The organism is Filifactor sp. (genome assembly GCF_057248345.1).
Map to the genome: position 1 here is coordinate 1 of NZ_DBHIIC010000040.1, position 13,085 is coordinate 13,085.

The 13,085-nt window shown below is 35.7% G+C and carries 9 protein-coding genes and 1 tRNA gene; all 10 read right to left on the reverse strand.

The features are described 5' to 3' along the window. Positions 1 to 524 precede the first annotated feature (524 nt). The 10 genes from ACO5GE_RS06615 to ACO5GE_RS06660 all read right to left on the reverse strand — a co-directional run bounded on the left by ACO5GE_RS06615 (position 525) and on the right by ACO5GE_RS06660 (position 12,929). Positions 525 to 614, reverse strand: a tRNA-Ser gene (locus tag ACO5GE_RS06615). Between the two features lie 54 nt (positions 615 to 668). Next, positions 669 to 1,121: a nucleoside deaminase gene (locus ACO5GE_RS06620; protein WP_484830131.1), complete on the reverse strand. Its 453-nt coding sequence runs from the start codon at positions 1,119 to 1,121 to the stop codon at positions 669 to 671. Positions 1,122 to 1,260: 139 nt separating this feature from the next. Further along, a complete protein-coding gene (gene recD2, locus ACO5GE_RS06625; protein WP_484830132.1) occupies positions 1,261 to 3,534 on the reverse strand; it encodes an SF1B family DNA helicase RecD2 in 2,274 nt (757 codons plus the stop codon). 29 nt (positions 3,535 to 3,563) lie between these two features. Continuing rightward, positions 3,564 to 6,593 (reverse strand): type I restriction endonuclease subunit R, encoded by a 3,030-nt coding sequence (locus tag ACO5GE_RS06630; RefSeq protein ID WP_484830133.1) that lies wholly within the window; start codon positions 6,591 to 6,593, stop codon positions 3,564 to 3,566. 30 nt (positions 6,594 to 6,623) lie between these two features. Continuing rightward, positions 6,624 to 7,436 (reverse strand): ADP-ribosylglycohydrolase family protein, encoded by an 813-nt coding sequence (locus ACO5GE_RS06635; RefSeq protein WP_484830134.1) that lies wholly within the window; start codon positions 7,434 to 7,436, stop codon positions 6,624 to 6,626. Next, entirely contained in the window at positions 7,433 to 9,370 is a 1,938-nt protein-coding gene (locus tag ACO5GE_RS06640) for a restriction endonuclease subunit S (protein ID WP_484830135.1), read from the reverse strand. The genes ACO5GE_RS06635 and ACO5GE_RS06640 overlap by 4 nt, the downstream gene beginning before the upstream one ends. Positions 9,371 to 9,383: 13 nt before the next feature. Further along, positions 9,384 to 10,409: a virulence RhuM family protein gene (locus ACO5GE_RS06645; protein ID WP_484830136.1), complete on the reverse strand. Its 1,026-nt coding sequence runs from the start codon at positions 10,407 to 10,409 to the stop codon at positions 9,384 to 9,386. Further along, the gene (locus ACO5GE_RS06650; protein ID WP_484830137.1) at positions 10,402 to 11,982 is read right to left on the reverse strand and encodes a type I restriction-modification system subunit M; all 1,581 of its coding nucleotides are present in this window, start codon (positions 11,980 to 11,982) and stop codon (positions 10,402 to 10,404) included. The genes ACO5GE_RS06645 and ACO5GE_RS06650 overlap by 8 nt, the downstream gene beginning before the upstream one ends. Before the next feature lie 96 nt (positions 11,983 to 12,078). Further along, positions 12,079 to 12,402, reverse strand: coding sequence for a hypothetical protein (locus tag ACO5GE_RS06655; protein ID WP_484830138.1), 324 nt, complete (start codon positions 12,400 to 12,402; stop codon positions 12,079 to 12,081). A 101-nt stretch (positions 12,403 to 12,503) separates the two neighbouring features. Continuing rightward, positions 12,504 to 12,929, reverse strand: coding sequence for a KilA-N domain-containing protein (locus ACO5GE_RS06660; RefSeq protein WP_484830139.1), 426 nt, complete (start codon positions 12,927 to 12,929; stop codon positions 12,504 to 12,506). Between the last annotated feature and the right edge of the window lie 156 nt (positions 12,930 to 13,085).

Sequence of the window (13,085 nt, forward strand, 5' to 3'; positions counted from 1 at the left end):
ACCTCAATGGTGTGTTTAATTTATCATATCTTTTTCTTCTTGTCAATTCTTTTTTATTTTTGTTTGATTGCTATTTTTTTGAATAAACAGATTCTAACTATATTCTTTATAGGAAAATGAGATATTTATTGAATTATGTTGTTGGATTATCCCCTTATAAAAGTTTCATTTGTTTCCCGTTATCGAACTATTTAATAGTTTCATCTATATACAAATAAAAAATATTAGAAAAGAATAACTACTTTCTAAATCATCTTTCCCATTCTACATATCTATTTAAAAAATTTACTTCATCATATTCTTTCCATCATTCATCATAAATATAGAATTTATGATATCTTCATAGTCTTTTTTGATATCAAAAATGTCAAATAGCAGATCTTCTTATAGTGTTAACAAATGTACTGTTTCCCTAGATTTTTATTTTTTAAAAGATTTTTTTATTTCCTGAATTGAAACAAAAAAATAAAACGCGTTTTATTAGCGTTTTATCAGAATAGAAAACATTGATTCTAAAATTAAGATGGCGGAGAGAGGGGGATTCGAACCCCCGATACGGTTTCCCGTATACACGCTTTCCAGGCGTGCTCCTTAAACCTCTCGGACATCTCTCCACATAACTTGTACAGTCTACCATATTTTATAAAAATTGACAATAGTATTATGAACTATTCCCTTTTTTTCTTTCTCAACTCTCTAAAAAATCTTTTTAATAAGTAGGTACAGGTCTCATCATCATACAGATACACCATGAGCTTATTTGGAATTTTATCTTCCAAAATTAGTGGAACCTTGCTGACTGCTGCTCCTCTTTCGAAATCTCTTGTTGCAATATGGAGCTCACTCAAACGACTGTTCAAAATAGCTCCCATACACATCAAGCAAGGTTCTAATGTGACATACATCTTCGCTTCATTCAGTCTCCAATTATTTAAGTATTTCTGAGCTTGTTGAATTGCTATGATTTCTGCATGACAAACTGAGCTTTGGCGAGTTTCTATTACATTATGACCTCGTCCAATAATCACATCATCTTTCACTATGACCGCTCCAACCGGCACTTCCTCTTTTCGATAAGAGTGCAACGCTTCACGAAAAGCTTCTTCCATATAACAATCCATCCTATCCTCCTATTTCAAGTGGACTTCTTTATGTTTAACACTTGCTTAGTGTATTCAAACTTTTTTTGAAATCTTCACTTCATGTATTGTATACTTTCTTTCTTTAATATTTGAATATTCGACTTTTTTTCTAACCTCATTATGCTTGTTTGACTACTGGCGTTATTTCTTTTGATACTTCATCTTCAAAGTAATGTTCTTTCATAAACTTCAATCTCTCTGCCAAAGATGAGTATCTCTCCTGGCGATCCATGTTTTGAATCATGCGATTGACATAATACATATTTCCTACCAAGACCAATCCTTTTTTTGCTCTTGTAATCGCAGTATACAAAATATTTCGATTCTGCAACATCGGTGGAAGTGACAAAATCGGAAGAATGACAACATCAAACTCACTCCCTTGACTCTTATGGACTGTAATCGCATAGGCATGTTCGATATTATCGACTTCCGAAAATTCATATCGACATCTTCGATTGTCATCAAATGTGATATAAAACTGTTTCCCTCTAACATCGACCGTATCTATCACACCGATATCACCGTTAAAAACACCCTCGCCCTCTTCATAAGTAACAGTGTTTCGATATTTTTTTTCATAATTATTCTTTATCTGCATGACCTTATCATTCTCACGAAAGATGGTATTCATATACTTAAATTCTGCCCGCTCCTCACTTGGCGGATTGAGGGCTTCCTGTACTTTCTGATTGATTTCATGCATTCCGATTCCACCTTTTCGAACCGGAGTCAAAATTTGAATTTCTGTCGACTCAACCCCAAAATAGTTCGGAAGCCTTTCTTTTATCAACTCCAAAATCAAATCTTTTACCTTGTCTCCGTCTCTTCTCATCATGAAAAAAAAGTCCTTACTCTCCTTATCAATGATCAGTTCCTGTCCATGATTCACCCTATGTGCATTTTGGATAATTTGACTTTCTTCCTCTTGACGAAAAATCTCTGTCAATCGAACAACCGGAATCAAATTGCTCTCAATCATATCCCATAACACATTCCCCGCTCCGACAGATGGAAGTTGATCCGCATCTCCAATCATAATCAACCTCGCATGTTTAGGAATAGCTCGAAGAAGCGCCCTCATCAAAAACATATCCACCATGGACATCTCATCGACAATAATGACATCTGATTCCAAAGGATTTTCCTCATCTCGATTATAGTAATTCATGTCCTCGTCTTCCGAAAAACCAACTTCCAACAAGCGATGAATTGTTTTTGCCTCTTGATTTGACGCCTCACTCAAACGCTTTGCAGCTCGTCCCGTCGGCGCACACAACACAACCTTCTTCTCTTGATTCTCAAAACATTTCAAAATAAACTTCACTACGGTCGTCTTTCCTGTTCCGGGACCTCCTGTGACAATCATAATTTTCTCATTCAAAGCTGTCGTAACGGCAGCCTTCTGTTTCTCAGCGAGACAGATTCCCGTCTTGTCCTGAATTTCTTGAATCAAAATATCCGCATCTACTCCGATACCGGTCTCGTCCTTTACTAACAACTGCGACAACAAGTTTGCCACATTACTTTCCGTCTCACGATACAACGGAAGATAAAGCCTCTCCGTTTCGTCAGCTGAACGCTCCAAGATTGTTTTGCTTGAAATACAAAGTTCATAAATTCCGGATTGTACCTCTTCTGTCGAAACCCCCAACAACTTCACTGCCTGTTCTCGCACAACATCCGCCGGCAAATACACATGACCTTGCATACCTGCCTCTTGCAACAGATACACAACTCCCTCCATAATGCGATGAATGTCATTTTTTGCAATTCCCATTCGTTCAGCAATTTCATCCGCTTTTCGAAATCCGATTCCCTTAATATCTCGGCATAAACAATATGGATTTTGTTCCACAATCTCTTTTGCTTTTTCTCCATAATATCGAAAAATTTTCATTGCCATCGCAGGAGTCAGTCCATAAGCTGCAAAATGAAGAATCGCTACTTTTAAATCCCGTTTGTCCTTGTAACTTTCAATAATCTTTTGACATTTCTTCTTTCCGATTCCTTCAATCTCCAAAAGTTTTTCTGGAGTATCATCCAAAACACGAATCGCATCCAAACCGAATTTGTCAAAAATACGCTCCGCCATCGTTCTGCCAATCCCGTCCAAAACTCCGGAACTTAAAAACGCCAAAATAGCCTCCTTTGTTGCAGGCTCCTTCGTCACATAACTTGTCACACGAAACTGCGGTCCGTAACTTGGATGGAACACCTTTTCGCCTTCCAGTTCAAACCGATCCCCAAGCTCAATCGTCGGAAAAATCCCTGTAATTGTAATCTCCTCTAAATCATCCGTCACAAGAGAAGCAACAGTATATCCATTGGAATCATTGTGAAAAATAATCTCATCAATTTTTCCTTCTATTTTATTCAATCCTTGTTCCAATGTACTCACTCCTTCTCTCGCATCTTTCACTAAATTCCAACAAATACTTCCACAATCCGTCTGATTTTTTCAAGCACGGACTCCTTCTTCTTCTCTCTTGCTCCACCTCTTCTTGAGACAGGAGGCAAAATTCCATCCAAATCATCTCCTGCATAGTCTGCATAACCCTTGTTAATGGATTTTTCTATAAATAAATTCGCTCCCTCTTTCAACTTCTCCTCTTCCACCAGCATAGCAATGCTTTGCTGTTTCTTTTGTCTTGCGAAACGATAGAACGATTCCAAAATATCGTCCGTGTTCTTAAGTTCCGACAACTTCGTACTGTTGATAAAATCTATGACCAGATCTTCTTTCGCCCTTGTTCCAAGACTGGAACGAATCACTCTTCTAATTTCTTCTTTTAGCATTTCAATATCCTCATGCTCTTTTGCTTTTTTAAGAATCAAAGCCAAAATATAATCCAAATTGATTTCATCCGTTTTTAACAAATCAATCTGAAATTCCACATCCGAAAAATCAATCTGCTCTTTTTCTGCATCCTCACTTCTCTTAGAATATAAAATACTTTCTCTAATATCCACATAGACACTTTTCATATCCTGCATCTGTCTGTCAGAAATAGGAGACTCAAAATGTTCAAATTCATCAAAATTTCTAAGAATATTTTCAGATTTCAGCAACTCACCAAATAACTCAACAAACTCCTTCTTATCCGCGTCAAGCTCAATCTCAGTAGGATCAGGAAACTTGCTTATCAACTCTTCACAAATATCCTGATAACCCTTTATCATCTTTCCGGTATCTTCATCCTTAAATCCGTGAATATACTCTTCATAACTTTTTTCCAAAATAATATTGATACTGTTTTTGTCTCCGAATGTCTTAATTGCCTCTTCCGTTGCTTTTTGCAAATCTCTGAAACAAACAATATTACCAAAAGTCTTCACCTTGTTCAAAATACGGTTTGTTCTCGAAAAAGCTTGAATCAATCCGTGGTATTTCAAATTTTTATCCACAAATAGAGTATTTAATGTCGGAGCGTCAAATCCCGTCAAAAACATTCCGACTACAATCAATAAGTCAACGTCTTTATTTTTGACCTTTTTTGACAAATCCTTATAATAATTCTGAAATTCATTTCCCGCAGTAGAAAAATTAGTTTTGAAATACCCGTTGTAATCACGAATTACCCTGTCTAAAAATTCCTTTGCGGTAGAATCCATCGCACTCGTATCAAAACCCTCTTCAGATATTTCTCCAATCGCCTTTTGCTCCTCATTCGCAACGAAACTGTAAATCGTTGCTACCTTCAACCGTTTTTCTTCCGGAACATCCTTTTGCTGTCTTTGAAATTCCTCATAATACATTTTGGCAGCTTCCACACTCTGCACGGCAAACATAGCATTAAATCCGTTCAATCTACGATTTTTGATGTCATAGTACTCATTTCTGTGCGTTTTGGTATTGAATACTTTCAAGATATATTTCGTAATCTCCGTAATTCGCTCCGGATGAAGAAGCATTTTTTTCTCCATTTTTGCAAGCTTTTTTTCATCCAACTCCTCTTCCGCACTCTTAAATTTTGCCGAAATATTATTGTAATCCACCTTAAACTTCAACACCTTTTCATCTCGAATCGCATCCGTAATCACATACGAATGCAATTGTGCACCGAACACATCAGAAGTAGTATTCGCCCCCAATGCATTTTGCGGGAAAATTGGTGTTCCTGTAAAACCGAACTGATAATATTTTTTGAACGATTTTTGAATATTCTTTTGTGCATCTCCAAACTGCGAACGATGACACTCATCATAAATCAACACACAGTGCTTGTCATAGATTTCATGATTCCGATTTTTCTTCACAAACTCATTTAATTTTTGAATCGTTGTTACCACAATACGATTATCATCTTTTTCAATACATCTCTTCAATTCCTTAGTATCTTTACTTCCGTTGACACTGTCCGGCTGAAATCTTTGATACTCCTTCATCGTCTGATAATCCAAATCTTTTCTGTCCACTACAAAAAACACCTTATCAATAAACTCCAATGAAGTTGCAAGCCTTGCCGTCTTGAAAGAAGTCAAAGTTTTGCCTGACCCCGTCGTATGCCAAACAAATCCTCCCGCATCGACTCTTCCCGCTTTTTTATTTTCATAACCGGATTTGATCTTCCACAAAATACGCTCCGTTGCCGCTATTTGGTAAGGACGCATAATCAAGAGAGTATTGCTCGTATCAAAGACACAATATTTTGTCAACACTTCAAGCAGAACCCTCTTCTCAAAAAATGTTTGGGTAAAATACTCCAAATCGCGAATCGCCTTGTTCTTTGCATCCGCCCACTCACAAGTAAACTCATAATTATTTTTGTTCTGTGCTGTCGTATTTGCAAAATATCTCGTATAAGTCCCGTTTGAAATCACAAATATCTGAACATACTTATACAAAGAATTCTCACTGTTAAAACTCTCTTTGCTATATCTATGAATTTGATTGAATGCCTCGTGAAGATTGACTCCCCTTTTTTTGAGCTCAATATGAACAAGTGGCAATCCATTCACAAGCACAGTTACATCATATCGATTGTTATGACTTCCTTCTTGCTTGACCTGATTGGTTACCTGCAAAATATTATTATGAATATTGTTCTTATCAACGATTTTGATGTTTTTTAGATGCCCGTCATCAAAAATAAAATCATAAATGTAGTCTTCTTGTACCTTACGTGTCTTTTCAATCATTCCGTCATTTGGAGTATCTAAATATTCTGCCAAAAAGCGACTCCATTCATCCGGTGTAAACTTCACTTGATTCAATGTTTCAATCTGAACTTTCAAATTGGCATACAAATCTTCTTTAGACTTTACGACCAATCTTTGGTATCCTTGTGCAACAAGATTATCTATCATGCTCTGTTCAAGCTGTGTTTCACTCTGATAAGAAGTCTCACGAACAAGATTCGACTTTTCAAAACTTGCCAAAATAATTCCATTCGTCATCTCCGCAATTGTGGAGGTACTATATTGTGCGGTTTGCTCCGGCATTGCCATCACTCCTTCCCTTATGTACAAACACTTTTTCTAATTCTCGTATGTTTGCATAACAAATTCACTAAATTTCGATAATTTTTGTTTTATCTGTTCATTCAAAGAATCTACCCAATCCTTCGGAATTGCCTCATAACCAAATTTTGCCCCTGCAATACTTCCGGCTATCGCTGCAATAGTATCAGCATCTCCTCCATGGTTAACTGCACCTATAATACAACTCTCAAAAGTCGGTTGGTTGCTCCAATACTTCACATTATTAAAAGTATTGATTACATAACCTGTCGGTTTCATCAATGTGCACTGACATTCGATTGACTTTCTATCATAAAGTCTGTCTTGTATTATCTGAGTATAGTTCTTGATTATATTAGAACAAATATCATTGTTATGCGTTATCTCTCCTTGCAAAATATTCAATTCCTGAGCTCTTTCATCATTTAGCAAGGCACAAGGCAAGGCTCTCATTAAACTGCCATTACCTAAAGCAGTTCTGTCTTCATAAATATATTCGTTATGATGCTCATAAAATCGAATTGCTTTGAAACACTGATTTCCCACATCTTTCGGATCACTTTTCAACCATTCTACAAATTTAACTGCAAGATTGTGTTTAAAATTCAAATAATCCTGTTCCATCAAAACATCCATTACACACATAGACATTTCTGTATCATCAGTAACATCTCCGGCGATAATATCAAGCCATCCGCCTCCAATAACATCCTTCACTATACCATATTTCTCTTTAATTTTATTTTCGTCCATAAATTCTGTAGTAGCTCCCATTGCATCACCGATAGCAAATCCATACAAAGCTCCTTTTATTTTATCTTGCAAATTCATTTTTTCCCTCTCTCTACATTTCTTTCAAAAGATAGTAATTTTTCACGATAGTATTCATATTGTTTTTGTCTAAGTTCAATCTCTTTTGGCAATCCCTGTGAAATATCATTCACAAGGGCATCAAACTTATCAAGAATAGAAACAATATATTCTTGAACGGGTAAAGATGGGATAGGGATTTTTATTTTCTCCATATCAGTCGTCGATAATTCAATTACCTTTACACCTCTTGCCAACTTATCTTTTTGTTTAATAGTATAATGCGCTCCATTAAAAACATACGATAAATACTTAGCGTTTTCACTATGTCTAAATATAGCAGCATGACCTCCCGTCACAACATCATTACTCCCTATATAAGCTACCGTCTTCATAATATCATCAATATTTTCAGAAGTTTTTGCTATAACCAAATCTCCCGAATGAACTCTTTTTAATTTTAGAGAATCTGTTTCACGAATTTTAACAATAGGTTGCTCTACAAACATATTATATTTTGTATAGATATGTCCATAGTGAATCGCTCCCACTTGCCCTTTTTCATCAAACATGGACTTCGGCATTCCTGTACCATTTTCGAATTTACCTATATCCCCTAACTTTTTCCACACCACACAACTTTGCTTTATTCCAACAAATTTTGCTGCCTCTTGTAGGATGGCAAAATATCTGTTAGATAATACTATTCGTGTGTGTGTGTGTGTGTTATCACACACTATTTCAAATGTCAAGAGTTTTTCACGATAATATTCGTATTGTTTTTGTCTCTGTTCAATTTCTTGTGGCAACAAACCTTTTGTATCAGCCAATAAAGATTGGAATTTGTCAAGGATGTCCACAATTTTATTTTGAATTTCTATTGGTGGTAAAATCACTTTAATATTTTTCAAATTATAATTGTATAATCTATTTATTGTCCCTCCTGTTGATGGATTCCAATTAATCACTTGATATAAATAATACAAATATTTATTTATTACTATCTCTTCATTATGTGAAACCCAAACTATATTGCTATCCTGAAAATAAGCATCCTCACCATCAAAAATTACTGTTCTCCCAATGGTTCCACTTGCAGAAATTAAAATCTCTCCCTTCTTTGGATAACTATACTTTTTCTTATATTCATTAAATAATTCTTGAGAAATAAATGAATCGGCAATTTTCCCAAAAGTACCTATCTTGTAAAATGGAATGTCCCCTTTTGATGAAGTTTGATTTTTTAAAATCCTTTTACACATTTGAATTTCGCCAATTTCACCTAGTGTTGTCAGTTTTACTCTGTATCCTCCTCCGAGGATTTCTGGAGTTTCAGACAATTTATTCAAGTACTCCTCACTTAATAATGAATTTCTATAATACTCATACTGTTTAGTTCTAGCCTGTAATTCAGCCTGTAACTCAGTAACATAATTTGTGAATTTGTCAAGGTTTTTTACAATTTTTTCTTGCGTTTCTATTGATGGAATTGGAATTTCTATTTTTTTCATCAATTCCTTAGACACATTAAATCGAGTAACCCCCGATGCTGTTTTTGATATTTCTTTTCTTAATCTATCAGACCTAAATAGATGTTTTGAAAAATTTGGCAATAATATCTTATTTTTAGGTCTTAAGAAAAAACAAAAACTATTTAAATAAAGTTGTTCTTTTGGAATTTCTGTAACAACCGATGACAATCCGCATTCATCAGGAGTTTCTGAAGAACCTGTAAATATTATATCTCCACATTCAAGAGTTCTTTGATTTTCATTTTTACCTATATTAACCAAATCTTTTATATCTAAGTCTAAAGCAGGATTAGAATATACGTTTTTATAAGTAACAAATTTTTTATTCCCGTTCTTAAAATCATTTTTTGTTTTTCCTGTAATTCCTGCAAAAATCTCTCCTATTTCCCCCAACTTTTTCCATTCCACTTTTTCATTTTTCAATAGTTCATCTATCTTACTCATCTTCTTTTCCACCTTTTTTGGCTTTTTGCTCAATGGATTTTATCTCGTTTAAATAGTCTTTTTCAACAGGAGAAAGGTTTTCTGCCTGATATTTTCTATATTCAAAAAGTGACTTTTCCATTGCTTGCTTATGACTAATCTTGCCTGCATCTTTTAATACATCTTCCCCTGTGGATTTAAGAATATTATCCAGAGTTTCTACATAGTCACTCATATACATAGGCTTATGTTTCATGGCTTGCATTTCTGCGATTTCAAAGTATCCTGATACAAGCCTGTTTAATATTTTCAATTCATCTTCTGTAAGATAGTTTTTTGCAACTCCGATATCTTTTTTTGTTGGAAAATCTCCGGAAAAAGTAGTGAGTCCCATGAATTCTTTTTCACTGTCTGCTCTTTTATAAATTACTTCTGCTGCTGTTTGTCCATGAACTGCATAATGCAGTTTATTCTGTACCATTTTAAAAAACGCTATAGATTCCCTGCTTTTAGGGTCATAATCTATGCTGGTTGCATATAAATCCAAAACCTGCCTATACATAACTTTTTCTGACGAACGGATATCTCGGATTCTCTCTAAAAGTTCTTTCCAATATACTCCACCACCCAAATTTTTCAGTCGTTCATCATCCATTGTAAATCCTTTGATTATATACTCTTTCAGCCTCTCTGTTGCCCATTTTCTGAAATCAGTAGCAATTTTTGATTTTACCCTATAACCAAGTGAAATTATCATATCCAAATTATAGAAAGGAATATCTCTTGAAACATTACGCTTGCCTTCTTTTCGAACCTGTCGGAAATCCCGACAGGTTGAATTTTTATCAAGTTCACCTTCGTCATAAATATTTCCTATATGTTCTACAATATTTGTCCTTGATGTTTGGAATAACTCCGCCATCTGCTGTTGTGATAGCCATACCGTTTCATCTATAAAATTAACATCAATCTTAGTGTTTCCATCATCAGCAGTATATATCACAACTTCTCCATGAATCTTTTCTGTTTCTTTACTCATTTTCAAGCTCCTTTACTATTTCATTTATGGAAGCTCTAAGCTCATCTATTCTTTTAACCGTTTCTTCAATTTGTTTGTTCAGCACCTTAATGTCAATTTTTTCTCTTGTATCTTCTTTTTCTACATAGGTGGATACTGACAAATTATAGTCATTTTCTTCTATTTCGGATAAGTCTACATATCTTGAGAAGTATTCTTTGTCCGTTCTGTTTCTAAACTCTTCGATAATCAATTGGATATTCTTTTCTTCTAAAATATTATTATTGGTTTCTTTCTTATATTCTTTGCTCGCATCAATAAACAAAATTTTGTTTTCAGTCTTATTCTTAGCCATCACTAAGATACAAGTTGCAATGGATGTTCCAAAAAACAGATTTTCAGGCAACTGAATCACACAGTCGACAAAGTTGTTGTCTACCAAATATTTGCGAATTGTTCTTTCTGCTCCTTTTCGATAAAAAATTCCCGGAAAGCATACAATTGCCGCTCTTCCTTTACTGGAAAGATAGCTCAGTGAATGCATAATAAACGCATAGTCCGCATAGGATTTCGGTGCCAACTTTCCTGCCGGTGCATATCGTTCGTCATTGATCAGTGTCGGATCGGCATCACCCACCCACTTGATGGAATATGGCGGATTGGAAACGATGGCATCAAACGGTTTTTCGTCATTATGGAGTGGATTTAACAGCGTATCTCCTCTTTTAATCGAAAAGTTATTGTAATTGATGTTATGAAGAAACATATTCATACGAGCAAGGTTAAAATTGGTCATATTGATTTCCTGCCCGAAAAATCCCTCTTCAATAATATGTTCTTCAAACTGTTTTTTCATTTGCAAAAGCAAACTCCCACTCCCACAGGTCGGGTCATACACTTTGTTGATACTCGTTTTTCCGTCCATGACGAGCCGTGCCAACAGCTTGGACACCGATTGCGGAGTAAAAAATTCTCCTCCTGATTTTCCGGCATTACTTGCATAATTAGAAATTAAATATTCATACGCATCACCGAAGGCATCAATATCGTTGCTTTTGAAATCTCCAAAGTTGATTTCTGCAATTCCGGTCAAGATGTCTGTCAATCGTTTATTTTTTTCTGCAACGGTAGAACCCAATCGGTTACTTGTCGTATCTACATCTTCAAACAAACCTTTAATATCGTCTTCTGATGCAAAACCCGTCGCACTTCCTTCAATCGATTTAAATATATTTGCCAAATCTGTATTCAAATTTTCGTTTGTTTTTGCATTTTTTACAACATTTTCAAAAAGTTGACTCGGCAAAATAAAGAACCCTTTGTCTTCTACTGTACCAGGTCTAAAATCTAATTCTGCCTCTTTATCACTAAGCTTGGCGTAATCAAAGTTCAAATCTCCCGCTTCGTGCTCGGCAAAGTTAAAAAATTCTGTCATATTCTCTGATATAAATCGATAAAACAATATTCCCAATATGTATTGCTTAAAATCCCATCCATCTACCGCACCTCTTACATTGTCTGCAATAGACCATATCTTTCTGTGTAATTCCGCCCGTTGCACGGTTCCCTTGTTTTCTTTCGCTCCGTTTGTCATTTCTTCTCCCTCATCTTATCTGATTATTTCGGATTGTATTCGATCAAGTGAAATCTCATAATACATTCACTTCCAAACCCTTTTCATTCGATCGCTCTATTTTTTTGACTTCTCTTCTAAACTCTGAAGTCCTGTACCGTTTAACCTTTCCAACGACATCAGTTGTGTTCTTACCAGTTTTCGAAGTTCCGTCATTCTTTCTCTCTGCTCCATGCCTTTTTCAATCAGGATTGCATTGTAACTTTCCATATTGGCGAGCACCAAAAGCTCGTTGAGACTTGCATAATCCCTCATATTCCCTTTTAAGTCCGGATGTTCCTCACACCACTCTTTTTCCCTCTGATTGAAGAGCGCTACATTGAGCATGTCCGCTTCACTCGCATATTGATACGATAGTTGTTCGCTCGTAAGATCTGCCAAAAGATAGGTCTTGACGGCATCGGTATGAATGCGGTAATTGATTTTTGAAGTCTTCCGGTGTAAATTCCAAGAAAGGGACAGTTTGGAGTTTTCATCGTCCTTTAATCTTTGATAGTCTTTAACGATATATAACTCAAACTCTGCTGAAATCCATGAAGCAAATTTAATGCAATATCCTTATGCGCAAAAGTACCGCCCCCTCTTCCGACTTTCACATAAATTCCTTTTGCATTTGTAGTATTAACCCATTTCTGTGGAGATAAAGTGAAAGCATTACTCCCTGCTTCTTTCAAAAACCCCTCGAATTCGAGGGGGTTAAATTCAAGATTATTTAATTGCTCCCATATTCCTAAATATTCTATTGTATTATAGTTTCTCATCCAATTTGCAACAACTACATTGGGTTCTTCTGAATTCTTGTATTTGGCAATATCCGTCAAACTGATGTAGTCATTCTTAAAATCTTCCGTATAAATTTGAATCGCGAAACCTTTCGCTTCGATCGTGTCTTTCTTTTTTATCGACATCTTCTACTCCTTTCCGCCTTTGCACGCAGGCATTGTCCTCCGATCCCACAAGCCGACGCCCCGTGTCGATTTTCCAAGTACGGTATAACAATAGTCCGTCTAAATTACAAGTCAAGTCGTAAAAACCGCGTCGCAAATCACCGGAGAAACCGGCGG

Bases quoted from the DNA above. Each gene is read 5' to 3' on its own strand.
- ACO5GE_RS06645 (WP_484830136.1), bottom strand. From the start codon at position 10,409: ATGAGTAAAGAAACAGAAAAGATTCATGGAGAAGTTGTGATATATACT.
- ACO5GE_RS06630 (WP_484830133.1), bottom strand. From the start codon at position 6,593: ATGGCAATGCCGGAGCAAACCGCACAATATAGTACCTCCACAATTGCG.
- ACO5GE_RS06635 (WP_484830134.1), bottom strand. From the start codon at position 7,436: ATGAATTTGCAAGATAAAATAAAAGGAGCTTTGTATGGATTTGCTATC.
- ACO5GE_RS06650 (WP_484830137.1), bottom strand. From the start codon at position 11,982: ATGACAAACGGAGCGAAAGAAAACAAGGGAACCGTGCAACGGGCGGAA.
- ACO5GE_RS06620 (WP_484830131.1), bottom strand. From the start codon at position 1,121: ATGGATTGTTATATGGAAGAAGCTTTTCGTGAAGCGTTGCACTCTTAT.
- ACO5GE_RS06660 (WP_484830139.1), bottom strand. From the start codon at position 12,929: ATGTCGATAAAAAAGAAAGACACGATCGAAGCGAAAGGTTTCGCGATT.